Here is a 24,491-nt window from a genome sequence, read left to right on the forward strand (position 1 = left end):
TTGCGGACTACTGCTGTAAAGATTTTTTGGACCCCAGTGTCGCAAATGGGGGAACTTTTGTCGTCGATTGGCAACAGTTCGTCGGAATCCAGGAAATACAAGGAGTTACGCGAGGATCATGAAGCATGTCGGCATCCTGGCACATAGCTTCGAAGGCGCGGCTCTGTGCTTCCGCACGGTGTGCCTCGAGGGGGCAAAGCGGCTCGGTCCGCATAATCATCCCGAAATCACCATGACCTGCGTCGCGATGCACCACATGCTCGATGCATGGGAAAGAGGCGACCACAAGTCGATCAGGGGCATGTTCGTGGACGATGCGAAGAAGCTGGCGGCGGCAGGCGCCGATTTCTTCGTGCTGCCCGATAACACTGCGCATATAGCCCTGGAGACCGAAGGCGAGCCCTTCGCCATTCCATGTCTCCACATCGGCGAAGTCGTCGCGGAGGTTGCGAGCGAACGCGGACACCGCAAGGTCGGGATACTCGGAACGAAGTGGACGATGACCGGTCCGGTCTACCCCGGCGCACTCGGCCGGCGAGGCATTGAATGGGCCGTGCCGGACGAGAATGATCGCAAGATCGTCGACGACATCATCTTCAGCGAGCTTTGCCTGGGCGTTTTCACCGACGCGTCGCGCGATGCCTACTTACGGATCATCGACAAGCTGGCTGAGCAGGGTTGCGATGCGGTCGCGCTCGTTTGCACGGAAATTCCGCTGCTGATTACGCAGGAAGTGACGCCTCTTCCGATCCTGGATTCCACGCGGCTGCTCGCCAAGACCGCTGTCGAGGTCGCACTCCAGGACAGGCCCATGCCCGAGTGGCGGGGAGGACCTGTCTGATGCTGGCCGAAGCGGCGGAGCTCAGCCGCGAGCAAGTGATCGAGGCCGCGGAACGTATCTCGGGCCTCGTCGAGCGCACGCCCCTCATCGAGAGCGCGATCGCGGGAGTGACCGTCCTGCTGAAATGCGAGTGCCTGCAGACCGGCGGGGCATTCAAGCTTCGCGGCGCTACGAATCGCCTGCTGCAGCTGACGCCTGAGGAGCGGAAGGCGGGCGTCGTGGCATTTTCCTCCGGCAATCATGCGCGGGGTGTCGCGATTGCGGCAAAGCGGCTAGGCGTGCCGGCGGTGATCGTGATGCCGTCCGATGCACCGGCGGTGAAAGTCGAAGGTACGCGCGCGGAGGGCGCGGAGATCATATTCTACGACCGGCGAACCGAGAGCCGGGAACAGATCGCAGCGGATATTTCCGCTAAGACCGGGGCGGTGGTGGTTCCTAGCTTCGACGATGCGATGATCGTCGCCGGGCAGGGAACCGTCGGGATCGAGGTCGCAGAGCAGCTTGGCAGCCAGCCTGCGCGCATAATCGTACCCTGCGGCGGCGGCGGACTGGCATCCGGGATCGCGCTCGCTGCTCCGGGCGCGGAGATTGTCGTGGTCGAGCCTGCGGGCTGGGACGACATGGCTCGGTCACTCTCCGGAGGGGACATCGTGCCGGTGGCCTCTGATGCGCCCCCGACCTTGTGCGATGCACTACAGACGCCGCGCGTCTCGCCGATCACGTTTGCCATCCTGCAAGATCGGCAAGCTACCACGCTATCCGTGACCGATGATGAGGTGAAGCAGGCTGTGCGATTTGCCTGGCGGCGGCACGGCCTGACGGTCGAGCCGGGCGGCGCCGTAGCTCTGGCAGCCCTGCTTTCTGGAAAAGCCGAGCCGGTCGAAGGTACGATCGTCGTTCTGTCTGGAGGCAATATCGATCCGGCGCTGCATGCGCGGATCATCGGCGACGAAGCTTAGGCCGCGCCCCTCGCGCGATACTCGCCGGGCTCGACATGAGATGGGCTCGAGCGTTCGACGACCTGGGTGAGCTCTTCAAGCTCCGCAGCAAGGGTCTTCAGCTCGCCCACCAGGAATCGCCGCTCGTTCTCGGCCACCGACTGCGAGGCGTCGAGAAGGGTATCGAGCATCATGGCGATGCACGGCAGGATCGTCTCCTCGATCCGCTCGAACGCCTCGGCGAGGCGTGCCTCCTTCTCTGCCATCGGCATACCGGGCATAATGGAGGAACTGTAGTTAAGTGTTGGTGAAAACGACCGTCCGATGAGCGCATTTTCGTCCGCAGCGCCGGCAATCGCGATGATCGCGGCGTTCCTGCTCCTGATAGGCGCTGCCCGGCTGATTCGCCAACGTCAGTCGCGCTCGCGCGGCGTGCTCATGCTGGTCGCCGCGTTTGTAATCGTCATGAACGTGATGATCTGGACGGTATAGCCGGCTTGATGGGGTCCGTCGCGAGCCGCATGTCGAGATATTCGTCGACCGATTTCATCAGCAGGTCCAGCTCGTTAGCGAAGAAGTGGTTCGCTCCCGGAATCAGATCGTGATGGATCGTGATGTGGCGCTGCGTGCGGAGCTTGTCGACGAGCTTCTGTACTGCGCCGGGAGTGACGACCTCGTCCGCTTCGCCCTGGATGATGATTCCCGAAGACGGGCAGGGGGCGAGGAAGCTGAAGTCGTACATGTTCGCCGGTGGCGCGATTGAGATGAAGCCGCGAATTTCCGGGCGGCGCATCAGAAGCTGCATGCCGATCCAGGCGCCGAAGCTGACGCCTGCAACCCACGTCGTCTCTGCCTCGGGATGGATACTCTGCACCCAGTCGAGCGCAGAGGCCGCGTCCGAAAGCTCGCCGATGCCGTTGTCGAACACGCCCTGGCTCTTGCCCACGCCGCGAAAATTGAAGCGCAACGTCGCGAAACCGCGCTTCACGAAGGTTTGGTAGAGCAACTGAACGATCTTGTTGTTCATCGTTCCGCCTGCCTGCGGGTGCGAATGCAGGATGAGCGCGACGGGCGCGCGCGGGCGGGTGCCAGGATGGAAACGACCTTCGAGACGGCCCTCGGGACCAGGGAAAATAACTTCAGGCATCGGGTGGTTGGGCTCACGTATGATTGACGCCGCCGGTTACGGGTGCGCTCGGGCGGCCGCTCCTATATAGGGGCGCCCGTTCAGGTGGCAATCGGCAGGAATGTACGGCTTTTGAGCGCGTTCGAACGCATCTATCTCGATCATGCGGCAACGACGCCGGTGCTGCCCGAGGCGTACGCCGCGATGGCTGGCGCGCTCGACGTTTGGGCCAACCCCAGCTCGCCGCATGCTGACGGACGACAGGCGCGTGCGGCGCTCGAGGCGGCCCGCCGGACCATCGCAGAAAGTCTCGGCTGGCGTCATGACGTCATCTTCACTTCGGGGGCGACCGAGGCGCTCCACATTGCCGGCTCACGAGTGAAGGTCCCAGGGCGCATCATCGGGGCTACGGAGCATGATGCCGTAATTTCAGCAATGGGCGCGTCCGCCACCACCGCGCCTGTCGGCTCGAACGGGCTCGTGGATCTGGAAACACTGGCGGATGCGCTGAACGAAGTGCCCGCGCTGGTGGCGGTACAGCATGTGAATAATGAGACCGGCGTGGTCCAACCTGTCGATCGCATCTTCGCGCAAGTCCGCGAAGCAGGGTCATTGCTCCTCGCCGATTGCGCTCAGAGCGCGGGCAAGCTTCCGTTACCGGACGCCGATTTTATTGCGATTTCAGGTCACAAGTTCGGCGCGCCGTCCGGGATCGGAGCATTGCTCGTCAAAGATATCGGCACTCTCTCTCCGAGCGGCGGCCAGGAACGCGGCTATCGCAGGGGAACGGAGAATTTGGCTGGCGCGACCGCGATGGCGGCTGCCCTCGACAGCTGCGCCTTTGGGGAAGCCGTGCCACGCATCCGTGAATTGCGCGGACGGCTTGAGAAAACGCTTCTTACCGAAGGCGGCGAAGTGATTGCTGCGAACACCGAGCGGAGCCCATTCATCGGCGCCTATGCGATGCCGGGCGTGGCAAGCGCGAGCCAGCTCGTTCAGTTCGACCTTGCCGGTATCTCCGTCTCGGCCGGCAGCGCCTGCTCCTCCGGAAGCATGAAGGCGAGCCGTGTGCTCGCAGCTACGGGGGTCGCACAGGAGATCGCAGGGTCGGTTGTCCGTGTAAGCTTCGGCCCGCGAACGACCGCCGACAATATCGATCGGTTCGTGAACGAGTGGTGCGCCATTCGTGACCGCGCGGCAAAGGCCGTCGCGTGATCTACCTCGATTATCAGGCGACGACCCCGGTTGCTCCCGAGGTCGTGACGGCAATGGAGCCATGGATCTCGGAGAAATTCGCCAATCCTCACTCTCCTTCGCGATGGGGACGAGAAGCCGAAGCCGCGATTGAAGTGGCGCGCAAGGACGTGCTGAAGTCAGTCGGGCTTGGCGGCGGCAGCATCGCCTTCACGGGCAATGCGACCGAGGCGCTCAACTGGGCTCTCAAAGGCACCGTCGAGAAAGCTCCGAGGGGTCGTAATCGCATCATCACCGTCGCGACCGAGCATGCGGCCGTCCGCGATACGTGCGAGTGGCTCGCGGGGCAGGGCGCCGACCTGACGATTCTCCCCGTCAGAAATGACGGGATCCTCGATCTCGAGCTGCTGGAGCGCGAACTCGACGAACGCGTGCTCGTCGTCGCCGTCATGCTCGTGAACAATGAAATCGGCGTGCTTCAGCCTATCTCGGAAATCGCAAAGATGGCTCATGAGGCCGGAGCCTTGATGCTCTGCGATGCCGTCCAGGCGCTCGGCCGGGTCGATATTGCCGAAGGTCCCGACCTGGTCGCGGTGTCCGCGCACAAGATCCACGGACCGAAGGGGGTCGGGGCCTTGTGGATGCGCAAGGGCGCCGAGCCCGCGCCTTTCATGCATGGCGGAGGGCAGGAGCAGGGACTGCGCTCAGGGACGCTTTCGCCTGCGCTGTGCGTCGGCTTTGGAGCGGCGGCAAAGCTCGCCTCAGAGCGGATCAACAAGGATTACGACCATGTGCTCAGGCTGTGGGCAGCCGCGACAAGGGCGCTGGGGCCGGCGTGGGAGATCAATGGCAGCGTCCGGCACCGCTATTTCGGCAATCTGAATGTCCGGAAGGAAGGGGTCGACGGAGCGAGATTGATCGCGGATCTTCGCGATATCGCCTTTTCGCTCGGCTCGGCGTGCGCGAGCGGCTCCGGTCGCCCGAGCCACGTTCTGAAGGCGCTCGGCCTGGACCAACGTAAAGCCCGATCCTCGATAAGGCTCGGCTTCGGCCGTTACACCAGCGACGACGAGCTGATCGATGCCTGCGAGCGCATTTCGGCAGCGGCATACCGCCAGGAGAAGTTGAAAGCGTGACCCTGGTGCGTTTTCTCCGGGCGGATGGAAGCCTGGACAAGGAAGTTGAAGCGGCGCCGGGCCAGCGGCTGCTCGATGTGGCCTGGGCCGCGCGCGAACCGCTCGAAGGCGCTTGCGAAGGCGTAATGGCCTGCTCGACGTGCCACGTGATTGTCGATGCGGTGGATTTCGAGAAGCTGCCCGTAGCGAGCGAAGAAGAGGAGGATCTCCTCGATCTGGCGGCGCACGCCGGACGGACCTCCAGGCTGGCATGCCAGATCATCCTTACGGAGGACATGAAGGAACTGACTGTCCGGATCCCGCCAGGAGCGACGAACTGGATGGGCCGCTAACCTCCGGTCGGCAGCGAATTCCCGACGCGCGTATCCGGCGCGTTCTTCTTCGGCTTGGCGCGGGGAGGCTTGGAGGGCCTGACCGGAACCAGCGCCGCGAGGTCCGCAAGGCTGAGCGCACCGCTCCGCTTGCTGTCTAGAAGGTTGAAACGGTCGATCGCGGCCTGCCTGAATTCGGCGAGAGAGATGCCGCGGTTGAAGTCGGCATCGGCGGCAGCGACCGGCTGGGGCATGTTCAGCAAAGCGTACCGTGCAGCACCTTCGAGAAGGTCGTTTCCGCCGCCGCCATGCCAGCCAACGTTTGCCCACTCGTCATGCTTGCCGTGTGGCACAGCTTCCTTCTTGGCCGGTGGCGCAGGGTCTCCCCGTGCCCGACGCCATTTGGAATTGACCTGGATCTCGGGCGCGACCTCCCATTCGTAATGCGAGAGCTCGTCGGGGTCGATTTCATTGTCGTGATTGAGGTCGAGGATGGCGAAGAAGCGATCAGCGTCGCCGCGCATCTCATCCGGGGTCAGCAGTCCGTCGCGGTTACGGTCCGCCTGATAGAACCAGAGCGCCAAGGTATTGTCGCTGGTCGATTTTGCCCGGAACGGCTCGCCCATCGGACTGATGAATGGAGCCCATGCATAGCCCCTGACGGTAATTGCCGGCCCATCCGACTGCGCCGCAGCGGCGGCCAGGGTCGCGACGATCGCCGATAAAAGCATGCGCTGGCTCCGGAATATGCCTTCTCAGCTTCTCTTACCCGCGTGAACTGGAGATGAAGAGAGTGCGGTGCCGGACAGCTTGCGCGGGGGGCGGCCTTACCCCATATGCCCGCGCGGAAGTCGGCGGACGGCGCTGTCGCCAACCTGGTCAGGTCCGGAAGGAAGCAGCCACAACGATTTCGTGCCGGGTCGTCGGCTTCCACCGCTCGCAATGACGAACTTGACCCCCTAAACCGTTGTTGATGGACGACGCCGAATCGCCGGGCCTGGGGCTCGACCTTCCTGAAGAACCCAAACCGGCGGCGGAAAACTCCGCCTACCGCGTGCTCGCCCGCAAATATCGGCCGCAGACATTCTCCGAGCTGATCGGGCAGGATGCGATGGTCCAGACGCTGGCGAACGCCATCAAGCGTGGCCGCATTGCCCATGCCTTCCTTCTCACCGGTGTCAGGGGCGTCGGGAAGACTTCAACGGCACGGCTCATCGCCAAGGCTCTCAACTGCATCGGGCCGGATGGGCAGGGCGGGCCGACGATCACCCCCTGCAACGTCTGCGAACAGTGCCGTGCCATTGCCGAGGGGCGACATATTGATGTGATCGAAATGGACGCCGCATCACACACGAGTGTGGACGATATCCGAGAGATCATCGACGCAGTCCGGTACGCTTCGGTCAGCGCGCGCTACAAGATCTACATCATCGACGAAGTTCACATGCTTTCCAAGAATGCTTTCAATGCGTTGCTCAAGACCCTTGAGGAACCGCCTGAACATGTGAAATTCCTCTTTGCGACGACCGAGGTGAACAAGGTTCCGGTGACGGTGCTTTCGCGTTGCCAGCGCTTCGATCTGCGACGAATCCCTTCCGAGAAGCTGGCGGCCCATTTCGCGGAAGTGTCCAAGGCAGAAGGCGTCGAGGTCGAGAGCGAAGCGCTAGGAATGATCGCGAAGGCCGCCGAAGGGTCTGCACGAGACGGCTTGTCCATTCTCGACCAGGCAATCGCCCATGGCGCGGGTGCCGTAAGTGCCGACCAGGTCAGGGATATGCTCGGACTCGCTGACCGCGGACGCATCCGGCGCTTGCTTGGTCTCGTGCTGTCCGGCGACGCGGAAGCGTCGCTGGCCGAGCTCGACGAGACTCACGAACTTGGAATCGATCCCACGCAGTTGCTGCGGGGACTGATGGAGGCGTTGCACTCGGCCACACGGGCCAAGGCGGGCGCGTCCGCCGATCCGCTCCAATCGGTCGAAGAGCGCGAAAGCGCCGGGCAAATGGCTGACGCGCTTTCGTGGGGGACGATTCACCGCCTCTGGCAAATGCTTCTCAAGGGTCTGCAGGACGTCGAGATAGCTCCAGATCCGCGCGAAGCGGCGGAAATGGCGCTGCTGCGGTTGATCCATGCGGCCGATCTTCCCGACCCCGCGTCCTTGATGGCCAAGCTCACCGGGGAGGGCTCGGCGGCTGCCGGGCCGGTGTCGACGGCTGCTCGCCAAGGAGGCGCGCCTTCCGCTTCGCTGCCGCCGGATTTTTCCTCGCTGGTCAAGCAGGTTGAGCAGAGCGGAAGGCATTTGCTCGCGCAGCAACTGCACGATCAGATCGGGCTTGTTCGTTTCGCGCCTCCAGAGCTGGTCCTGAAGCCGATGCGGCCACTCGGCGGCGACTGGCCACGCGACCTCACAGTCGCGCTTAAAGCGATCACTGGGACAAGCTGGCAAGTCTCACTATCGGACGAAGCGGGTGAGGCGTCACTGCTGGATCAGGAGAAAATGGCCGAGGAGCGCGTTCGCGCGGATGTAATGGCCGATCCGAATGTCCGCGCTGTAATGGACGCGTTCCCGGAAGCCGAGCTCGAAACTTTCTCAAACAAGGGCGCCTGACATGCCAGACTTCGACGAAATCCTGAAAATGGCGCAGGAAGCGCAAAACGAGCTGCAGAAGGCCCAGGATAATCTCGACAAAGTCGAGGTCGAAGGCGTCAGCGGCGGCGGGCTCGTGAAGATCCGCGCGACGGCCAAGGGAAGGATCCTGGGCGTCGACATCGACGAAAGCCTGTTGTCGCCTTCCGAGAAGAGCATGGCCGAAGACCTGATCGCAGCGGCAATCAACGACGCGCGAAGCAAGGCCGATGCGGCAGCGGCCGCGGAGATGCAGAAGATGCAAAGCAGCCTTCCGCTCCCGCCCGGGTTCAAGCTGCCCTTCTAGACCATTTTTCCCACGGCCGTTTTGCGGCATATGCGCTTCTCAAGGGAGGCGCCGATGTCAGGTGGCTCAACATTAGGCGCGATGCAGGACTTTCCGCTCCGCATCATGCGATTGATGGATCATGCCGAGCGCGAGCATGGCGACCGCGAGATTGTCGCGGCCCGGCCCGACGGAACAACGATCCGAACCAACTGGATCCAGCTTGCCGAGGTCGCGCGCCGAATGGCGCAGGCGCTCGAACGGCTCGGCGTGAAGCCGGGTGAGCGAGTCGCGACCCTGGCGATGAACCATGACCGGCATCTGGCCGCGTGGTTCGGCGTCGTGGGCATGGGAGGCGTACTGCACACTCTAAATCCTCGCCTCTTCGACGATCAGCTCACCTATATCATCGGTCATGCCGAAGACCGGGTGATCCTTTATGACGGCACGTTCGAGGCGATGGTGGAGAGGCTCAAGCCGCAGCTGCCGTCGGTCTTGCGCTGGATACGTTTTGATGACGAGTTCGATGAGTGGGTCGCAGCGGAGGATGGCAATTATCGCTGGTACGAAGGCGATGAGCGCGAACCGTGCGGCCTCTGTTACACCAGCGGAACCACGGGGAACCCCAAAGGTGTCCTCTATGAGCATCGCTCGACGGTGCTTCATGCCATGTCGATCATCGCGCCGGACGTATTCGATCTTTCGGCTTGCTCAGTGCTGCTCCCGGTCGTCCCAATGTTCCACGCGAACAGCTGGTGCCTGCCATATGCGGCGGCGATCACCGGCCTGAAACTGGTGGTCTGCGGCGAAACCCGCGCCGAACGCATCTGTGAGCTGTTCAACGCGGAGGGGGTCACCCATTCGGCCGGCGTGCCGACGGTCTGGCTGATGATCATCGATCATGCCGAGGATACGGGCGCCAAGCTCGGTAAGCTGCACACGATCATCGTCGGAGGATCTTCCGCGCCGCCGGCAACGATCCGCTGGTTCCGCGAGCGTGGAATCCGCGTCCGGCATCTGTGGGGCATGACCGAGATGACGCCGATCGGCACAGTGGGTGCACCTCCCGCCAATTGGGATTCGATGAACGACCAGGAGCAGCTCGACTATGTGTCGCGCCCAGGACGGTCGCTGTTCGGGGTCGAGCTTCGGATCGTTGATGACAATGGCAAGGTCCTGCCGCGTGACGGGCAGAGCTCGGGTCACCTGCAGACGCGGGGCGCGTCCGTAGTCCGACGCTACTTCAAGAAGGACGAGGATTGCGTCGATGCGGACAGTTGGTTCGACACGGGCGATATTGCCGTCATCCATCCGGACAATACGCTTCGACTGACCGACCGCGCCAAGGATGTGATCAAATCAGGCGGAGAATGGATCAGCTCCATCGAACTGGAAAATCAGGCCGTCGGCTGCCCAGGCGTGCTCGAGGCAGCAGCCATCGGCATCCCACACCCGAAATGGGATGAACGTCCGCTCCTCCTCGTCGTGCGCGACAATGGCAGCGAGGTCCGCGACGCCGACATCCGCGAATATCTGTCGAGCAGGGTCGCCAAATGGTGGCTGCCCGACGCCATCGAGTTCGTCGACGAGTTGCCGCACACCGCAACCGGGAAGCTCAGCAAGAAGGACCTTCGCGACAAATATCGCGACTATCGGTTCTCCGACGCGGAGGCGATGGTCGGCCGCGACTAGAAAAACCGACCGCGCTCGCCTAACTGGCGGCCAACTCCCGTCACTCGAAGGAAATCCGCGACCCCATGGCCGCCCAATATGCATTTGTCATGAAGGACATGACCAAGTCCTTTCCCGGCGCGCAAAAGCCGGTTCTCAATCACATCAACCTGCAATTCTATCACGGCGCCAAGATCGGCATTGTAGGACCGAATGGCGCCGGCAAGTCGACCTTGATGAAAATCATGGCTGGGCTGGACAAGGACTTCCAGGGCGAGGCCTGGCCGGGCGAGAACGTCACTGTCGGCTACCTGCCACAAGAGCCGCAGCTCGATCCGAGCAAGACCGTGCTCGAGAACGTCAAGGATGGCGCCCGGGACGTCGCCGATATGGTCGATCGCTTCAATGCGATCTCCGCGGAAATGGGCGATCCCAAGGACGACACTGATTTCGATGCGCTCATGGAAGAGATGGGCGAGCTTCAGGCGAAGATCGACGCGGTCGATGGGTGGACCCTCGACAATCAGCTGGAAGTCGCGATGGAGGCGCTCCGCTGCCCTCCGTCCGACTGGTCAGTTGAAAATCTCTCCGGCGGTGAGAAGCGCCGTATCGCGCTGACGCGCCTGCTTCTCCAGAAGCCGTCGATCCTGCTGCTCGACGAGCCGACAAACCACCTCGACGCTGAAAGCGTGCAATGGCTTGAGAACCACCTCAAGGAATATCCGGGGGCGGTGCTGATGATCACCCACGACCGTTATTTCCTCGATAATGTGGTCAGCTGGATCCTCGAGCTCGATCGCGGGAAATACTTCCCCTACGAAGGCAATTACTCGACCTACCTCGAGAAGAAGGCGAAGCGCCTGGAGCAGGAGGAGCGCGAGGAGTCCGGCCGCCAGAAGGCGATCCGCGACGAGCTTGATTGGATCAGGCAGGGTCCAAAGGGCCGCCAGACGAAGTCGAAGGCCCGCATCGCCAAGTTCGACCAGCTGGTTGCGGCGCAGGAAAAGCACGTCCCGGGCAAGGCGGAGATCCTGATCCAGGTGCCCGAGCGCCTTGGCGGCAAGGTGATAGAGGTCAAGAATCTGACCAAGGCTTATGGCGACAAGCTTTTGTTCGAGGATCTCTCCTTTAGCCTGCCCCCCGGCGGAATCGTCGGCATCATCGGCGCGAACGGCGCGGGTAAGTCGACCTTATTCAAGATCATCACCGGCCAGGAAACGCCGGACTCCGGATCCATCGACATCGGTCCGACCGTCCATCTCGGCTATGTCGACCAGAGCCGCGACCACCTCGATAATTCCAAGAACGTCTGGGAGGAGATTTCGGACGGCCTGGATTACATGAAGGTCAACGGCCACGACCAGTCGACGCGCGCCTATGTCGGCGCCTTCAACTTCAAGGGCCAGGACCAGCAGAAGAACGTCGGCAAGCTGTCCGGCGGCGAGCGCAACCGCGTCAACATCGCGAAGATGCTGAAGCGAGGCGGCAATGTCCTGCTTCTCGACGAGCCGACCAACGACCTGGACGTCGAGACGCTTGGGGCCCTTGAGGAAGCGATCGAGAATTTCGCCGGATGCGCCGTCATCATCAGCCACGACCGCTTCTTCCTCGACCGCCTGGCGACCCACATCCTCGCCTTCGAGGGCGACAGCCGCGTCGAGTGGTTCGAGGGCAACTTCGAGGCTTATGAGGAGGACAAGGTCCGCCGCCTGGGCGAGGAGGCCACCCGACCGCACCGGATGAGCTACCGCAAGCTCACTCGCTAACCCGTGATCACGGTCACCTCGCTGCTATGGATCTGGAAAGGGGAGGCGGCCGGGCGCTGGTACTTCATCACGGTGCCCGACGAGCAGTCGGCCGAGATCAAAGCGCATGCGTTTGAAAATCCTCGCGGCTTCGGATCCGTCAAGGTCGAAGCCACAATAGAGGGCGTCACTTGGAGGACATCGGTATTTCCTCTGAACAACGGCGGCTATCTGCTTCCAGTCAAAGCGGAAATTAGACGCAAGGCGGACCTGTCGACGGGAGACCAGGTCACGGTGAACCTGCGCCTGCTTTGAAGGCTAACGTAGCCGCTTAACGAGCAGGAGGCCGTCGTCGCCGCCCTTCACTTCGAAGTTGGGCACGGCCTTGATGAGGTCCGAGAGGCGGGTGAAACCGTAGTTGCGAGCTGCGAAGCTCGATACGGCTTTTGCACGCTGTCCGAGCTCCGACAGGGAGGTATAGCCCTCATCGTCGCGCTTGGACGCTTTGTAGGCAGCGCCGAGAACCTGCAGCAGCTCCGGGTCCACCGGGCGCTGGCCCTTGCCGGTCGCGGGCTGCTCCAGCTGCTCCTCGTCATCAAGCGCGAGTGCGCCGACGTCGAAAAAGCGGGTGCAGGCTTGCTGGAAGGAGAGGGGCGTCTTCGCCGTCCCGAACCCGTAGACGGGGAGGCCGTCTTCTCGGATGCGCTGCGCCAGTGGCAGGAAGTCGCTGTCCGAGGACATGATCCCGAAACCGTCGACGTTGCCGCGGTACAATAGGTCCATCGCATCGATGGTCATCCGCATGTCAGTCGCGCTCTTTCCCTTCACGACGTCGAACTGCTGCATCGGAATAATCGAGTGCAGCCCGGTCAGTTGCCCCCAGCCCTTGAGGCTCGCCTTGGCCCAGTTGCCGTAGGCGCGGCGGATATTGATCGTGCCCAATTCTCCAAGAACCAGAAGCACTTCGTCGAGATGATCGGGGCTTGCGTTGTCGGCATCGATCACAAGCGCGATGTTTTTCTCAGTCTCGCCGTTCACTTCGCGCATTTGCTCGAATCCTGCTCTTTTCAGGCTTTCTATCGCAGTAGCGCGCAATGGCCACAATTGGCCGTGAACTTCGTTTCGTTCCTGAACCGTTCATGCCCGATGCCGGAACGAATACGCTTCCCGTGCACTTTAGTCAGGCACGGGGGCCGAGTAGGAAGGGACGAGACATGAGGAAGATTGGTCTTGCCGCAGTCCTGGCCGCTAGCGTTGCCGTAACTGGTTGCGCTACGAGCCCGTACGGCTACGGCTACAACGATCCATATTACGGAAATGGTTACAACCAGGGCTATTATCAGCAGCCCTATGGCGGCAATCCGCAGGCTCGCGGTGCCGTGACCGGCGCTGCGGTCGGTGCTGCCACCGGCGCGGTTGCCGGCGCGGTTCTCCCGGGTATCAAGCCGGGCGTCGGCGCTCTTGCCGGCGCGGTTCTGGGCGGCGTTCTAGGCGCCTCGATAAACGGCCGACAATATTATCGGGATACGCGCGGTTATTGTTACTACGTCGACCAGTACGGTCAGCCGCACTACAGCTACGACGTTCGCTGCTAGAACGTTCCAAGCTTTGAACTGCTAGACGGGGCGGAAGTCACCTTCCGCCTCGTCGAGCATGTAAAGGCGCCCTTCCGCGATCGAGAAGTGGGCGCCATGCAGCATGAGCCGGCCATCCCGCTCTCGTTCCGCGATCCATGGAAATGATCGCAGGTTAGCCAGGCTGACCTTCACCGCCTCCCGTTCCATCTCCAGGAATGCCTCACGATCGAGGTCCTGATGGTGCGCGCGCACATGATCGCGCGCTGGCGCCAGCATGCGAACCCAGTCGGCGATGAAATGCCCTTCGCCTGGCTCGGTATCGTCAAACTGGCCCGTCAAAGCGGCCGCGCAGCCGCCGCAGAGGCCATGCCCCATGACCAGAATTTCCCCGACCTGCAGCTGGGTCACCGCAAACTCCAGCGCTGCCGAGACGCCGTGGAAGCCTCGGGTCGTTTCGTACGGTGGGGCCAAAGCGGCGATGTTGCGCACCACGAACATTTCGCCGGGACGAGCGTCGAAAATCTGTGCCGGGTCGACGCGGCTGTCGGCGCAGGACAGGATCATGACCTGCGGGCTTTGCCCCTCGGACAATTCCGACCAGCGCTCACGCTCCCGCGCCCAATCTTGCTCGCGAAAACGGCGATAGCCTTCGATCAATCTGGAAAGGTACGGCATGCTCCCGCGCTAGCCGCTGGAGGCGAGGGGTGGCAAGCCGGCCTGCCAATCGCTATCTGGCCGCCATGAACGCCCCGGCCGCCGTCCCGCCCAAACAGCGCAAGCCCGACTGGATCCGGGTCAAGGCGCCCGTCAGCGAGGGCTATCACAAGACACGCCGCCTCATGCGGGACCTCAACCTGGCGACGGTTTGCGAAGAAGCTGCCTGCCCGAACATCGGCGAGTGCTGGACGAAGAAGCACGCCACGGTGATGATCCTGGGGGATACCTGCACGCGTGCCTGCGCATTCTGCAACGTGAAAACGGGCATGCCCCGAGCCGTCGATCCACTGGAGCCCGAGCATGTCGCCGTCGCCGCCGCGGAACTGGGACTGGAGCATATCGTCGTCACATCAGTCGACCGCGACGATCTGCCCGACGGCGGGGCGTCGCAATTCGTGAAGGTCATTCAGGCGCTGCGCCGCAACACGCCGGGCACCACGATCGAGATCCTGACTCCCGATTTCCGCAACAAGAGCGAAGCGGCGGTCGAAGCGATCATCGAGGCCGGTCCCGACGTCTACAACCACAATCTCGAGACAGTGCCGCGCCTGTATCCGACGATCCGCCCCGGCGCGCGCTACTACGCGTCGCTGCGCCTGCTCGAGAGCGTGAAGCGGAAGGCTCCTCATATCTTCACCAAGTCTGGCGTAATGGTCGGCCTCGGCGAACAGCGCCTCGAAGTGCATCAGGTCATGGACGACATGCGCTCGGCCGGGATCGATTTCCTGACGATGGGCCAGTATCTGCAGCCGACGCCCCGACATGCGAAGGTCGAGGAGTTTGTCACGCCGAAAGCGTTTGACGCCTATGCGGCCATCGCACGAGCAAAGGGCTTCCTCCTCGTCGCCGCATCGCCGCTGACGCGGTCGAGTTACCATGCCGGCGACGATTTCAAGAAGATGCAGGCGGCCCGCGTGGCGCAGCTGGAGCGTTCGAACGGCTAATGCCGCGCCACAGTGAGACGAAGCACCTTCCGTTCAGTCCGGAACAGCTGTTCGAGCTGGTCGCCGACGTTGCTTCCTATGACCAGTTCTTGCCTTGGGTCGTTGCCGTGCGCATTCGATCCTCGAGCGAAGCCGAGACGATTGCGGATCTCGTGGTCGGCTTCAATGCGTTCAAGGAGCGGTTCACGAGCCGCGTCGTGAAGGAGCGACCGACGCGCATCTGCGTCGATTACGTCGAAGGGCCGCTCAAGTATCTCCACAACGAGTGGAAGTTCGATCGCGCTGCCGACGGCGGGACGGATGTCGGCTTCTCGGTGGACTTCGCGTTCAAGTCTCGCATCTTCGAAGCCCTGGCAGGCTCGATGTTCGATCGGGCCCTGCGCCGAATGACCAACGCTTTCGAACAGCGCGCAGCAGCGCTTTACGGCATCAGCAGCTCGAGCGCGCAGAGCGCTGCCTGAAGCCGAACCCCGGCGCGGTTCTGACCCTCGAACAGCTTCTGGTCGGCCACGATCTTGGCCGGATCGGCATCGCGTTCGGCGCGCGCGAAAACGACCGTGCCCACGGGCTTGCCGGGTGAGCCGCCCCCTGGGCCCGCGATTCCCGTAATCGCCACAGCCACATCGGCTTCGGAGGCCGCCAGGGCGCCACGGGCCATAGCCCAGGCAGTCGCGACACTGACCGCCCCGAAAGTCTCCACCACTTCCTCGCTGACCTTGAGCTCGTGGACTTTCGCGGCGTTGGAATAGGTGACGTAGCCCGCTTCGAAGACGTCCGACGATCCGGGGATTTCGGTAATCGCGGCGCTGACCAGGCCACCGGTGCAGCTTTCCGCGACGGCAACGCGGCGCCCTGCGGCCCGGTTTGCATCGACCACTTCGCGAGCCTTGCTCACCAGTTCTTCGGGAAGGAGGGAATCCATCAACGCGGAGAGCCCATTCGGATGCTGGCCAACGCGCTGCAGGCAATTCCTTCGCGGCGGCCGGTGAAGCCCAGACCTTCCGTGGTCGTCGCCTTCACGCTCACCTGCTCCACCGCAATCTCCAGGATGGAGGCGATCCGATCGCGCATTGCGGACCGATGTGGCTTCACTTTTGGTTCCTCCGCAATGACCGTACAATCGACATGATCGATGATTGCTCCCTTAGAACGCAAAAGCGAAGCAGCGTGAGAGAGGAAAAGTTCGGAGTCCGCGCCCTTCCACTGTGGATCGGATGGCGGGAAGTGATCGCCGATGTCGCCGAGGCCGCCAGCGCCGAGCAAGGCATCGGTTATCGCGTGCAGGACCACGTCCGCATCGCTGTGCCCCGCAAGCCCGCGCGAATGGGGGATGGCAATGCCCCCGAGGGTGACCGGGCCGGCACCCCCAAATGCATGGACATCGAAGCCGCTGCCGGTTCGCGAGACAAGCGTCCCGGCGAGCCAGGCCTGCGCGCGTTCGAAGTCAGCAGCCGTCGTCAATTTTTCGAGGGCAGGGTCGCCAGGTACCGACGCGACCGACATTCCCGCCGCCCGCAAGACGGTCGTCTCGTCCGTTGGCGAAGGTCCCTCCCAAAGGTCGTAGGCCCTACGCAAAGACTCTAACCGGAAGAGTTGGGGAGTCTGCACCCGCACTATCCCGGTTCGATCGAGCGGTTCTCCAAGCAGGTCCCCGCTTCTAGCGAGCGTATCTCCGACTGGCATCACCGGGGCGGCGCCTTCGTAGAATTCGAGGGCCGGCAATAGCCGATCGATCACAGCTGGCGGACAAAAGGGGCGGGCGGCATCGTGGATCAGCACTGCTTCGTCGTCGACGGTTCGCAAGCCCGCCCTAACGGAATCAGAGCGTTCTTGTCCGCCGGTAATCAGATCGCCGACGTTCAGACCGCTAAGGGCGGCGCCTGCAAGCTCATCCTGACCGTCGCCGACTATGACGCGGAGGCGCCTAACCGCGGGATGAGAGAGCAGGGCTTCTGCTGCCCAGCGGAGGATCGGTTTGCCCGCGATCCGCCGATATTGTTTCGGGACATCGCCGCCCATGCGCTGGCCGCTTCCTGCCGCGACGATCAGGGCCGTGACGCTCATCGCGCGCGCCTTGCCCCTACACTGTGCCTCCTGTAAAGGCGCGCCTTCTCATGCAGATGCTGAAGCCAATCAGGATCGGCCCCGTTGAGGTCGCGTCGCCGGTGATTCTGGCGCCGATGACGGCCGTCACCGACCTGCCGTTCCGGCGCATTGTCAAGCGCTATGGTGCCGGGCTGACAGTCAGCGAAATGATTGCCAGCCAGGCAATGGTCCGCGAGACGCGGCAGTCGCTTCAGAAGGCGATGTGGGATCCGGCGGAAGAGCCCGTGTCGATGCAGCTTGCCGGATGCGAGCCGCATGTGATGGCGGAAGCAGCCAGGCTGAACGAGCAGCGCGGCGCGGCGATCATCGACATCAACATGGGCTGCCCGGTGAAAAAGGTCGTCAACGGAGAGGCCGGCTCTGCTCTGATGCGTGACCTCAAGCTCGCATCGCAAATCATTGATGCAACGGTAAAAGCGGTCAGCGTCCCCGTCACATTGAAGATGCGGATGGGCTGGAACCACGACAGCCTCAACGCACCTGAGCTGGCGCGCATCGCCCAAGACCTTGGGATCAGGATGATCACCGTCCATGGCCGTACCCGTTGCCAGATGTACAAGGGCGAGGCGGACTGGGCCTTTGTGCGAGGGGTGAAGGAAGCCGTATCCGTTCCAGTGATCGTCAACGGCGACATTTGCTCCACCGACGACGCGAAAGAGGCACTACGCCTGTCCGGCGCCGATGGGGTCATGATCGGGCGGGGCGCCTACGGACGGCCCTGGCTGCTGGGTCAGGTAATGGCGGATTTGGGAGATGGAGGAGCGAGGCCCGACCCCAGCCTCGACGAGCAGCTCGACGCCATGCTGGAGCAATATGAGGCGATGCTCGAGCTCTACGGCACGCATACCGGGGTGAACCTCGCGCGTAAGCATGTCGGCTGGTACACCAAGGGGCTTCCGGGCTCGGCCGAGCTGCGCAACAATGTGAACCAGCAGGACGATCCGTCCGTGGTCAAGCGCATGCTTCGGGACTTTTACGCGCCCTGGCTGACTCGCTCCGCGGCCTGAGCGGATACCGCAACACAAGTGTGTTGTTGGTGCAACGGCCATGCTAGGGCCGGAGGCAATGGACGCGCGTACGGCCGAATCGCCGATGACCTCGCAACTGCAAAGATGGCTCGAAAGGGAGCGCGCAAGCGGGCGCTTCTACGATCGGGTGACGGTCGCCGTCGCCCTGTTGCTCATCGGCATGACGGCGCTGAGCATCTATTTGCTCCGCGAGGGCGCAGAGCCGGGAAGCCTGCTGTCGCCGCCGCTCATCGCGCTGCTTCTCATCGCGAACCTGATTCCGGCAATCGCCTTGATGGTTCTGTTCTCGCGCAAGGTCGCGGTGAGGAGGGCCGAGCACGGCGGCCTCGGCAGCGGTCGTTTGCACACCCGCCTGGTCGCCTTGTTCTCGGTGCTGGCCGCGGTTCCCACCGTTCTCGTCGCGATTTTCGCATCGTTGCTTTTCCAGAGCGGCCTCGAATTCTGGTTTTCAGACCGCGCGCGCGGAATGCTCGAGAACACCGTCCAGGTCGCGCGAGCGACCTACGACCGCGAGGTTGAGCGCGTCTCGAACGAGACGGTGACGATGAGCGGAGACCTTGCGGGCTATCTGAAGCTGGTCGCCATCGACGATCCGCGCTTCAGTGAGGGATTTGGCCGTCAGGTGCTCAACCGCAATCTTTCTGAAGCCATCATCATCAATGTTGGTCCCGACGGCGTACCCAGGTCGCTGGCGCTCGTGAATCCATACGATCGACCGCTCGAGAAGATCATCACGCCCCAGAAGATCAAGGATCTCGGCAACAAGCCCAGCGTACCGATCAACTCATCCGATCGCATCGGCGCGCTGACGCCGCTCGATTACGGACCGAACACCTATCTTTACGCGGCACGCGTGTTCGAGCCCCAATTTCGCCAGCAGATCGCCCGCGCGAACGATGTCCTCCACGACTATCAGGTCCTGCTCGCGCGATCGCGGATCAACCAGTTGCGCTTCAACGCCGCCCTGCTTCTTGGAGCGCTCGTCATCGTCGGCCTCGCCATTCTGACGGCGCTGAAAATGGCGGATCGGCTCGTACGCCCAGTCGGGCACCTCGTTGCTGCTGCAGGGAGGATCGAGGAGGGCGATTTCTCGCCGCGAGTACCCGTCACCGAAAGCGAGGATGAGATTCAGACTCTTTCGACGGCGTTCAACCGCATGGCCGGAAGGCTGGAGGAGCAGACCGGCGCGTTGCGAAACGCCAACCTGCAACTCGAAACGCGGCGAGCCTTCATGGAGGCAGTGCTCTCAAGCGTCACCGCCGGCGTAATCGCGCTCGACGCCGCGAACCGCGTCCTGCTTGTGAACCGTTCGGCTGAAGCTCTGCTCCGCCGCACCCAAAACGAAGTTGAAGGTCAGCCGCTCGGGGAGCTTTCGACCGATCTCGACGAGTTCATGCGCGGCGATCGACCGGAAGCCAATGTTCTGATCGCGGCCGACGCCGGCCAGCGAACTCTCGCCGTGAAACGCGTTCGATATTCGGATGGGGCGGTGCTGACGTTCGATGACATCACCGATCAGCTCACGGACCAGCGCCGGGCAGCCTGGTCTGACATTGCGCGCAGGATAGCGCACGAGATCAAGAACCCGCTGACGCCCATCCAGCTTGCAGCAGAGCGGCTGCAACGCCGGTTCGGCCAGGAAGTGAAATCTGACAGCGAAACCTTCGAACGGCTTACCGGGACGATCATTCGGCAGGTGGGTGACCTGCGGCGCATGGTGGACGAATTCTCCAGCTTCGCGCGCATGCCCAAGCCGGTGTTCAGGCTCGAGAATGTGCACGAGGTCGCGCGTCAGTCCGTCTTTCTTCACGAGGTTGCGCACCCGGCGATCGCCTTCGCGCTGGAGCCACCGCAGGGCGATTTCGAGATGGTTTGCGATCGCCGTCAGCTGGCGCAGGCGCTCACCAACGTGGTCAAGAATGGCGTTGAAGCTATTGAAAGTCGAAGGAATCGCGGAGAGCACAGCCTCGCAGGCGACCGCGTCGAGCTCCGCCTGCACGAGGAGGAGGGTCAGCTCATCATCGACGTCCTCGATACGGGCATCGGCCTTCCGGAAGACCGCGAAAGGCTGACCGAGCCTTATGTGACCACGCGCGTCCGGGGGACCGGCCTTGGCCTCGCGATCGTGAAGAAGATTGTCGAAGAGCATATGGGTGAGATTGCCTTCCTCGACCGGCCCGGAGGTGGAACGCACGTCCGTATCGCTTTCGACGTCGGCAAGCTGGCGGCGCTTGATAAGGCTGAAGCGGCCGAGGAACCCAAGGACGAGGATGGCGAAAGCGAGGATGCCGAATAATGGCGCTTGAAGTTCTGGTGGTGGATGACGAGGCGGACATCCGGGAGCTCGTCAGCGGCGTACTCGAAGACGAGGGCTATGCGGTGCGCACGGCCGCGGACAGCAGTGCCACGCTCGACGCGGTCGAGGAGAGGCGCCCGTCGCTCGTGCTCCTTGACGTGTGGCTGCAGGGGTCCCGCTTGGACGGCTTGCAACTGCTCCAGGAGATCAAGCGGCGCGACCCGACCATTCCGGTGCTCATGATCTCCGGGCACGGAAACCTGGACACGGCCGTCGCTGCTGTCAGGGAAGGCGCGATCGACTTCATCGAGAAACCGTTCGAGGCAGAACGGCTGATCTACCTCGTCGGCCGGGCCACCGAAACAGATCGGCTTCGCAGGGAAAATGTGGCGCTCAAGGCGCAGGTCGGCGCCGAAGACCAGCTCCAGGGTGCGTCAGTCGCAATCAACACGGTGCGCGCGACGCTGAAGCGCGTTGCGCCGACCGGGAGCCGAGTGCTCATTTCGGGACCGCCGGGCGTCGGCAAGGAGATCGCCGCCCGCATGATTCACCAATGGAGCCCGCGCGCCAGGGCACCTTTCATCGTGCTTTCGGCGGCTACCATGAGCCCTGAGCGGGTCGAGGAGGAGCTGTTCGGAAGCGAGACGGACGGCGTAGTTCGTCCGGGCTTGCTGGAGCATGCCCATGGCGGGACCCTTTTCCTTGATGAAATTGCCGACATGCCGATCACGACACAGGGCAAGATCCTGCGAGTGCTCACCGACCAAAGCTATCACCGCGTCGGGGGGCAGCGACCCGTGAAGGTCGACGTCAGGGTATTGTCGGCCACTTCGAGGAATCTGCAGGACGAGATTGCGGGGGGCCGCTTCCGGGAAGACCTATTCTATCGTCTGAACGTGGTCCCGGTGCGTTTGCCGGCGCTCCGAGAGCGGCGGGAAGACATTCCCGAGCTCGTGAACCATTTCCTCGCGCGTTTCGCTGCGGAGCGGCGCATGCTGGCCCCCTCGATATCCGACGAAGCAATTGCTGCCCTGCAGGCGCACGACTGGCCGGGAAACGTCCGGCAGCTGAGGAACATCATCGAACGCACGATCATCCTCGCACCGGGAGACCGCATCTCCTGCATTGAAGTCGACCTGCTCCCGCCGGAGGTGCTCGAGAATCAGGGCGCGATCGGCGGCTCGAGCACCGCCATTGCGATCATGGGTAGCCCGCTTCGCGAGGCAAGGGAGTCATTCGAGCGCGAATATCTGAAGATCCAGATCCGCCGTTTCTCCGGCAACATCTCGCGGACCGCATCGTTCATTGGCATGGAGCGCTCCGCCCTTCACCGAAAACTCAAGGCGTTGGGGATCGGCGATAAGCGAGAGGGGGAAGAGTAGGAGTCCGCCACGATGGCAGCGCGATCGCTGAGCCTGCAGGATCATTTCCTAAACAGCGTTCGCCGGGCGAAGCTGCCGGTGACCATTTTCCTGGTCAAAGGCGTAAAGCTGCAGGGGACGATCACTTGGTTCGATTCCTTCTCCCTGCTTTTGCGGAGGGATGGCGCGTCCCAGCTCGTCTACAAACATTCGATCTCGACGATCATGCCCTCGGAACCTCCGCCAGACCTCGTTCCTCCGAACGAAGTACAGCAATCGAGCGGCGCAAAGGCCGCGCTGCAGGATTTGTTCCTCGCTGCGGCCGCTCGCCAGCAGGAGCGCATGACCTTGTTCCTCGTTAACGGCGTGATGCTCCAGGGTTCGATTGCGGCCTACGATCAATTCTCCCTGCTCCTTGAACGCTCCGGTCAAATCCAGCTCGTCTACAAACATGCGCTGTCGACCCTTCAGCCGGCGCACGCGCTCAATCTGGAGCAGGGCCCGCCGGACGACGGGGAGGCTAGCCCTGAATAACAATTTCGACGGTAATGGAGCGATCGAGGTCGCCCGCGGAGAACGGGCCATCGTCGTTGTTCCCGAAATCCCGCGCGATGGCTCACGCCGGTCTGCGGAGGCACGGCTGGAGGAAGCCGAGGGCCTGGCGGAAGCGATCGGGATAGAAGTGGTGAACGAACGCGCGTTCCGCGTGCGCACCGTTCGTCCCGCAACGCTGTTGGGCAAGGGCCAGGTCGACGAGGTCGCTCAACTTGCCAAGGACAGCAGCGCTGGCCTGCTGATCGTCGATTCGCCGCTGACTCCGGTTCAGCAGAAGAATTTGGAGGAGGAGGCCGGCACCAAGGTGATCGACCGCACCGGCCTCATCCTGGAGATTTTCGGAGAACGTGCTGCGACGGCCGAAGGCCGGCTGCAGGTGGAGCTGGCGCATCTCGACTACCAGGCAGGCCGCCTGGTGCGGAGCTGGACACACCTCGAACGGCAGCGCGGCGGCTTCGGGTTCCTAGGCGGTCCCGGCGAAACCCAGATCGAGGCCGACAGGCGCATGATCCGGGACCGGATGGCTCGAATCCGCCGGGAGCTCGAGCAGGTGAAACGCACACGCTCCTTGCACCGCGATCGACGTCAGCGCGCGCCATGGCCCGTGATTGCGCTCGTTGGCTACACGAACGCCGGGAAATCGACGCTTTTCAATCGATTGACGGGCGAAGATGTGTTCGCGGAAAATCTGCTGTTCGCCACGCTCGACCCGACCATGCGCGATATCCGGCTTCCCGGTTTCGACAAGGCCATCCTGTCCGACACCGTCGGGTTCGTATCCGATCTGCCCACTGAGTTGATCGCCGCCTTTCGCGCAACGCTCGAGGAGGTGAGGTCGGCCGACCTGCTCGTCCACGTTCGCAACATGGCGCATCCGGACCGGGAGGCGCAGCGAGAAGATGTAGAGGACGTCTTGGTCTCCCTCGGCCTCGGGGAAGAGGGGACTCCGCCGCGCCTGGAGACCTGGAACAAGGTGGATTTGCTGCCCGCTGAAGAGCGCGAACGGCTGGGGGAGGAGGCAAAGCGGCGAGACGACGTGGTCCCGGTGTCCGCCTTGACCGGGGAAGGTCTCGAAGAATTGCGCGCCAAGATGGCGGAAAAGCTCAGAATAGGGGAGCAGGTGCACCAGATTAGGTTGTCTGCAAGCGAAGGCGGCAAGATCGCCTGGCTGCATTCGCGAGGTGAGGTGCTCGATCAGCGCATTGCGGATGAGGAAGTCGAATTGCAGGTTCGGCTTTCACCCGACAACTGGGCTCGCTTTCAGGCGCTGGAATCTGCCTGAACCCGTTTAGCGTCCACCCACAACGCTTCCTTCTCGTCGAGGGACATTTCTTGGAAACCGGCCACGTGCTCGATCGCACGGAAGCGCTTTTCAAACTTGCTGTTTGCCTCGCGCAGAGCTGCTTCGGGCTCAATGTTGAGATGTCGTGCGAGGTTCACGGTGGCGAAGAGCAAATCCCCTAATTCTTCGAGCTTGCGCTGGTGATCGCTTTCGGCGTCCAGCTCGGCAAGCTCTTCGTCGATCTTTGCCCGCGGCCCGGACGCGTCCGGCCAGTCGAAACCGACACGGGCGGCGCGACGCTGCAGCTTGGCGGCGCGTTCAAGGGCCGGAAGGGCCAGCGCTACGCCGGCCAAGGCGCTGACGTCGGAGGACTTGGCTCGTTCGGCTGCCTTGATTTCCTCCCAACCGGGGCTTGTGCTCGCGCCGCCGAAGATATGAGGGTGGCGGCGCTCAAGTTTGTTGCAGATCCTCTCGATCACGTCTTCGAGGGCGAAATGACCGGCCTCAGCAGCCATTTGTGCGTGGAAGACGACCTGGAGCTGTAAATCGCCGAGTTCATCGGCAAGTGCGTCCATGTCGTTTCGAGCAATAGCGTCCGCGACCTCATAAGCCTCTTCGATCGTGTAAGGCGCGATCGTCTCGAAGCTTTGCTGGCGATCCCATTCGCAGCCGTGCTTCGGATCGCGCAACCGCTGCATGATGGAAACGAGGCGCTCAAGCGGCATGCGGGGGCCCTTTTTGGAAACATTCT

At 62.7% G+C, this 24,491-nt stretch carries 27 protein-coding genes and 1 other RNA gene; 20 read left to right on the forward strand and 8 right to left on the reverse strand.

Going from position 1 to position 24,491, the window contains the following annotated elements:
- Positions 1-118: 118 nt before the first annotated feature.
- Both LZ538_RS10350 and LZ538_RS10355 read left to right on the forward strand, forming a co-directional pair.
- Positions 119-841: an aspartate/glutamate racemase family protein gene (locus LZ538_RS10350; protein WP_249831933.1), complete on the forward strand. Its 723-nt coding sequence runs from the start codon at positions 119-121 to the stop codon at positions 839-841.
- Positions 841-1,800, forward strand: coding sequence for a threonine ammonia-lyase (locus LZ538_RS10355; protein ID WP_249831934.1), 960 nt, complete (start codon positions 841-843; stop codon positions 1,798-1,800). Before LZ538_RS10350 ends, LZ538_RS10355 begins: the two co-directional genes overlap by 1 nt.
- Here LZ538_RS10355 and LZ538_RS10360 read toward each other — a convergent pair.
- Positions 1,797-2,045 (reverse strand): hypothetical protein, encoded by a 249-nt coding sequence (locus tag LZ538_RS10360; RefSeq protein WP_249831935.1) that lies wholly within the window; start codon positions 2,043-2,045, stop codon positions 1,797-1,799. The genes LZ538_RS10355 and LZ538_RS10360 overlap by 4 nt on opposite strands.
- 58 nt (positions 2,046-2,103) lie before the next feature.
- Between LZ538_RS10360 and LZ538_RS10365 the strand changes: the two genes are divergently transcribed.
- Complete coding sequence (locus LZ538_RS10365) at positions 2,104-2,271, forward strand: hypothetical protein (protein ID WP_249831936.1); 168 nt, start codon at positions 2,104-2,106, stop codon at positions 2,269-2,271.
- On the opposite strand, the gene LZ538_RS10370 is transcribed toward LZ538_RS10365, so the two are convergent.
- Complete coding sequence (locus LZ538_RS10370; protein ID WP_249831937.1) at positions 2,243-2,926, reverse strand: alpha/beta hydrolase; 684 nt, start codon at positions 2,924-2,926, stop codon at positions 2,243-2,245. The two genes, LZ538_RS10365 and LZ538_RS10370, sit on opposite strands and share 29 nt — an antisense overlap.
- Positions 2,927-3,010: 84 nt before the next feature.
- Between LZ538_RS10370 and LZ538_RS10375 the strand changes: the two genes are divergently transcribed.
- From LZ538_RS10375 to LZ538_RS10385, 3 genes are read left to right on the forward strand one after another with little or no spacing between them, the layout of a single operon-like run.
- Complete coding sequence (locus tag LZ538_RS10375) at positions 3,011-4,120, forward strand: cysteine desulfurase family protein (RefSeq protein ID WP_249831938.1); 1,110 nt, start codon at positions 3,011-3,013, stop codon at positions 4,118-4,120.
- Positions 4,117-5,235 carry a cysteine desulfurase family protein gene (locus LZ538_RS10380; protein ID WP_249831939.1) on the forward strand — a complete coding sequence of 373 codons (1,119 nt, stop codon included), beginning with the start codon at positions 4,117-4,119 and terminating at the stop codon, positions 5,233-5,235. Before LZ538_RS10375 ends, LZ538_RS10380 begins: the two co-directional genes overlap by 4 nt.
- Positions 5,232-5,567 (forward strand): 2Fe-2S iron-sulfur cluster-binding protein, encoded by a 336-nt coding sequence (locus LZ538_RS10385; RefSeq protein ID WP_249831940.1) that lies wholly within the window; start codon positions 5,232-5,234, stop codon positions 5,565-5,567. Before LZ538_RS10380 ends, LZ538_RS10385 begins: the two co-directional genes overlap by 4 nt.
- Here the strand turns inward: LZ538_RS10385 and LZ538_RS10390 are convergent.
- Positions 5,564-6,277 carry an EF-hand domain-containing protein gene (locus LZ538_RS10390; protein ID WP_249831941.1) on the reverse strand — a complete coding sequence of 238 codons (714 nt, stop codon included), beginning with the start codon at positions 6,275-6,277 and terminating at the stop codon, positions 5,564-5,566. The two genes, LZ538_RS10385 and LZ538_RS10390, sit on opposite strands and share 4 nt — an antisense overlap.
- A gap of 112 nt (positions 6,278-6,389) precedes the next feature.
- On the opposite strand from LZ538_RS10390, the gene ffs reads away from it, so the two are divergent.
- The 6 genes from ffs to LZ538_RS10420 all read left to right on the forward strand — a co-directional run bounded on the left by ffs (position 6,390) and on the right by LZ538_RS10420 (position 12,189).
- Positions 6,390-6,484, forward strand: an RNA gene (ffs, locus tag LZ538_RS10395) — signal recognition particle sRNA small type.
- A 35-nt stretch (positions 6,485-6,519) separates the two neighbouring features.
- Positions 6,520-8,154, forward strand: coding sequence for a DNA polymerase III subunit gamma/tau (locus LZ538_RS10400; protein ID WP_249831942.1), 1,635 nt, complete (start codon positions 6,520-6,522; stop codon positions 8,152-8,154).
- Between the two features lies 1 nt (position 8,155).
- Positions 8,156-8,479 carry a YbaB/EbfC family nucleoid-associated protein gene (locus LZ538_RS10405; protein ID WP_249831943.1) on the forward strand — a complete coding sequence of 108 codons (324 nt, stop codon included), beginning with the start codon at positions 8,156-8,158 and terminating at the stop codon, positions 8,477-8,479.
- A gap of 54 nt (positions 8,480-8,533) precedes the next feature.
- Positions 8,534-10,150: a long-chain fatty acid--CoA ligase gene (locus LZ538_RS10410; RefSeq protein ID WP_249831944.1), complete on the forward strand. Its 1,617-nt coding sequence runs from the start codon at positions 8,534-8,536 to the stop codon at positions 10,148-10,150.
- 65 nt (positions 10,151-10,215) lie between these two features.
- On the forward strand, positions 10,216-11,895 hold the full coding sequence (gene ettA, locus LZ538_RS10415; protein ID WP_249831945.1) for an energy-dependent translational throttle protein EttA: 1,680 nt from the start codon (positions 10,216-10,218) through the stop codon (positions 11,893-11,895).
- A 3-nt stretch (positions 11,896-11,898) separates the two neighbouring features.
- Positions 11,899-12,189 (forward strand): DUF1905 domain-containing protein, encoded by a 291-nt coding sequence (locus LZ538_RS10420; RefSeq protein ID WP_249831946.1) that lies wholly within the window; start codon positions 11,899-11,901, stop codon positions 12,187-12,189.
- A gap of 3 nt (positions 12,190-12,192) precedes the next feature.
- Here the strand turns inward: LZ538_RS10420 and LZ538_RS10425 are convergent, their stop codons facing one another.
- Positions 12,193-12,921: an NYN domain-containing protein gene (locus LZ538_RS10425; RefSeq protein WP_249831947.1), complete on the reverse strand. Its 729-nt coding sequence runs from the start codon at positions 12,919-12,921 to the stop codon at positions 12,193-12,195.
- A gap of 167 nt (positions 12,922-13,088) precedes the next feature.
- Between LZ538_RS10425 and LZ538_RS10430 the strand changes: the two genes are divergently transcribed.
- Positions 13,089-13,469, forward strand: a complete 381-nt coding sequence (locus LZ538_RS10430) for a hypothetical protein (RefSeq protein WP_249831948.1) — start codon at positions 13,089-13,091, stop codon at positions 13,467-13,469.
- A 21-nt stretch (positions 13,470-13,490) separates the two neighbouring features.
- On the opposite strand, the gene LZ538_RS10435 is transcribed toward LZ538_RS10430, so the two are convergent.
- Positions 13,491-14,126, reverse strand: coding sequence for a carbonic anhydrase (locus tag LZ538_RS10435; protein WP_249831949.1), 636 nt, complete (start codon positions 14,124-14,126; stop codon positions 13,491-13,493).
- A 65-nt stretch (positions 14,127-14,191) separates the two neighbouring features.
- On the opposite strand from LZ538_RS10435, the gene lipA reads away from it, so the two are divergent.
- Both lipA and LZ538_RS10445 read left to right on the forward strand, forming a co-directional pair.
- Positions 14,192-15,112 carry a lipoyl synthase gene (gene lipA / locus LZ538_RS10440; protein ID WP_249832212.1) on the forward strand — a complete coding sequence of 307 codons (921 nt, stop codon included), beginning with the start codon at positions 14,192-14,194 and terminating at the stop codon, positions 15,110-15,112.
- Entirely contained in the window at positions 15,112-15,573 is a 462-nt protein-coding gene (locus LZ538_RS10445) for a type II toxin-antitoxin system RatA family toxin (RefSeq protein WP_249831950.1), read from the forward strand. Before lipA ends, LZ538_RS10445 begins: the two co-directional genes overlap by 1 nt.
- On the opposite strand, the gene LZ538_RS10450 is transcribed toward LZ538_RS10445, so the two are convergent.
- Entirely contained in the window at positions 15,534-16,034 is a 501-nt protein-coding gene (locus LZ538_RS10450) for a CinA family protein (RefSeq protein ID WP_249831951.1), read from the reverse strand. The genes LZ538_RS10445 and LZ538_RS10450 overlap by 40 nt on opposite strands.
- Positions 16,034-17,176, reverse strand: coding sequence for a bifunctional 2-C-methyl-D-erythritol 4-phosphate cytidylyltransferase/2-C-methyl-D-erythritol 2,4-cyclodiphosphate synthase (locus LZ538_RS10455; RefSeq protein ID WP_249831952.1), 1,143 nt, complete (start codon positions 17,174-17,176; stop codon positions 16,034-16,036). The genes LZ538_RS10450 and LZ538_RS10455 overlap by 1 nt, the downstream gene beginning before the upstream one ends.
- A gap of 50 nt (positions 17,177-17,226) precedes the next feature.
- Between LZ538_RS10455 and dusB the strand changes: the two genes are divergently transcribed.
- From dusB to hflX, 5 genes are read left to right on the forward strand one after another with little or no spacing between them, the layout of a single operon-like run.
- Positions 17,227-18,225 carry a tRNA dihydrouridine synthase DusB gene (dusB, locus tag LZ538_RS10460; protein ID WP_249831953.1) on the forward strand — a complete coding sequence of 333 codons (999 nt, stop codon included), beginning with the start codon at positions 17,227-17,229 and terminating at the stop codon, positions 18,223-18,225.
- 58 nt (positions 18,226-18,283) lie between these two features.
- On the forward strand, positions 18,284-20,542 hold the full coding sequence (locus LZ538_RS10465) for a sensor histidine kinase (RefSeq protein WP_249831954.1): 2,259 nt from the start codon (positions 18,284-18,286) through the stop codon (positions 20,540-20,542).
- The gene (gene ntrX / locus LZ538_RS10470) at positions 20,542-21,924 is read left to right on the forward strand and encodes a nitrogen assimilation response regulator NtrX (protein WP_249831955.1); all 1,383 of its coding nucleotides are present in this window, start codon (positions 20,542-20,544) and stop codon (positions 21,922-21,924) included. Before LZ538_RS10465 ends, ntrX begins: the two co-directional genes overlap by 1 nt.
- A 12-nt stretch (positions 21,925-21,936) precedes the next feature.
- Entirely contained in the window at positions 21,937-22,437 is a 501-nt protein-coding gene (gene hfq / locus LZ538_RS10475) for an RNA chaperone Hfq (RefSeq protein ID WP_249831956.1), read from the forward strand.
- On the forward strand, positions 22,355-23,740 hold the full coding sequence (hflX, locus tag LZ538_RS10480; protein ID WP_249831957.1) for a GTPase HflX: 1,386 nt from the start codon (positions 22,355-22,357) through the stop codon (positions 23,738-23,740). Before hfq ends, hflX begins: the two co-directional genes overlap by 83 nt.
- Here hflX and mazG read toward each other — a convergent pair.
- Complete coding sequence (gene mazG / locus LZ538_RS10485) at positions 23,719-24,465, reverse strand: nucleoside triphosphate pyrophosphohydrolase (protein WP_249831958.1); 747 nt, start codon at positions 24,463-24,465, stop codon at positions 23,719-23,721. The genes hflX and mazG overlap by 22 nt on opposite strands.
- Positions 24,466-24,491 lie beyond the last annotated feature (26 nt).

It is taken from the genome of Sphingomonas hankyongi (assembly GCF_023516575.1).
Classification (GTDB): Bacteria; Pseudomonadota; Alphaproteobacteria; order Sphingomonadales; family Sphingomonadaceae; genus Sphingomicrobium; species Sphingomicrobium hankyongi.

Excerpts from the sequence above, each read along its gene's own strand:
- LZ538_RS10400 (WP_249831942.1), top strand. The coding sequence starts at position 6,520 with ATGGACGACGCCGAATCGCCGGGCCTGGGGCTCGACCTTCCTGAAGAA.
- lipA (WP_249832212.1), top strand. The coding sequence starts at position 14,192 with ATGAACGCCCCGGCCGCCGTCCCGCCCAAACAGCGCAAGCCCGACTGG.
- LZ538_RS10355 (WP_249831934.1), top strand. The coding sequence starts at position 841 with ATGCTGGCCGAAGCGGCGGAGCTCAGCCGCGAGCAAGTGATCGAGGCC.
- LZ538_RS10425 (WP_249831947.1), bottom strand. The coding sequence starts at position 12,921 with ATGCGCGAAGTGAACGGCGAGACTGAGAAAAACATCGCGCTTGTGATC.
- LZ538_RS10405 (WP_249831943.1), top strand. The coding sequence starts at position 8,156 with ATGCCAGACTTCGACGAAATCCTGAAAATGGCGCAGGAAGCGCAAAAC.
- LZ538_RS10365 (WP_249831936.1), top strand. The coding sequence starts at position 2,104 with ATGAGCGCATTTTCGTCCGCAGCGCCGGCAATCGCGATGATCGCGGCG.
- LZ538_RS10370 (WP_249831937.1), bottom strand. The coding sequence starts at position 2,926 with ATGCCTGAAGTTATTTTCCCTGGTCCCGAGGGCCGTCTCGAAGGTCGT.
- LZ538_RS10445 (WP_249831950.1), top strand. The coding sequence starts at position 15,112 with ATGCCGCGCCACAGTGAGACGAAGCACCTTCCGTTCAGTCCGGAACAG.
- ettA (WP_249831945.1), top strand. The coding sequence starts at position 10,216 with ATGGCCGCCCAATATGCATTTGTCATGAAGGACATGACCAAGTCCTTT.
- LZ538_RS10410 (WP_249831944.1), top strand. The coding sequence starts at position 8,534 with ATGTCAGGTGGCTCAACATTAGGCGCGATGCAGGACTTTCCGCTCCGC.
- dusB (WP_249831953.1), top strand. The coding sequence starts at position 17,227 with ATGCAGATGCTGAAGCCAATCAGGATCGGCCCCGTTGAGGTCGCGTCG.
- LZ538_RS10450 (WP_249831951.1), bottom strand. The coding sequence starts at position 16,034 with ATGGATTCCCTCCTTCCCGAAGAACTGGTGAGCAAGGCTCGCGAAGTG.
- hfq (WP_249831956.1), top strand. The coding sequence starts at position 21,937 with ATGGCAGCGCGATCGCTGAGCCTGCAGGATCATTTCCTAAACAGCGTT.
- LZ538_RS10465 (WP_249831954.1), top strand. The coding sequence starts at position 18,284 with ATGGACGCGCGTACGGCCGAATCGCCGATGACCTCGCAACTGCAAAGA.
- LZ538_RS10350 (WP_249831933.1), top strand. The coding sequence starts at position 119 with ATGAAGCATGTCGGCATCCTGGCACATAGCTTCGAAGGCGCGGCTCTG.
- LZ538_RS10390 (WP_249831941.1), bottom strand. The coding sequence starts at position 6,277 with ATGCTTTTATCGGCGATCGTCGCGACCCTGGCCGCCGCTGCGGCGCAG.
- LZ538_RS10430 (WP_249831948.1), top strand. The coding sequence starts at position 13,089 with ATGAGGAAGATTGGTCTTGCCGCAGTCCTGGCCGCTAGCGTTGCCGTA.
- hflX (WP_249831957.1), top strand. The coding sequence starts at position 22,355 with ATGCGCTGTCGACCCTTCAGCCGGCGCACGCGCTCAATCTGGAGCAGG.
- LZ538_RS10435 (WP_249831949.1), bottom strand. The coding sequence starts at position 14,126 with ATGCCGTACCTTTCCAGATTGATCGAAGGCTATCGCCGTTTTCGCGAG.
- ntrX (WP_249831955.1), top strand. The coding sequence starts at position 20,542 with ATGGCGCTTGAAGTTCTGGTGGTGGATGACGAGGCGGACATCCGGGAG.
- mazG (WP_249831958.1), bottom strand. The coding sequence starts at position 24,465 with ATGCCGCTTGAGCGCCTCGTTTCCATCATGCAGCGGTTGCGCGATCCG.
- LZ538_RS10455 (WP_249831952.1), bottom strand. The coding sequence starts at position 17,176 with ATGAGCGTCACGGCCCTGATCGTCGCGGCAGGAAGCGGCCAGCGCATG.
- LZ538_RS10360 (WP_249831935.1), bottom strand. The coding sequence starts at position 2,045 with ATGGCAGAGAAGGAGGCACGCCTCGCCGAGGCGTTCGAGCGGATCGAG.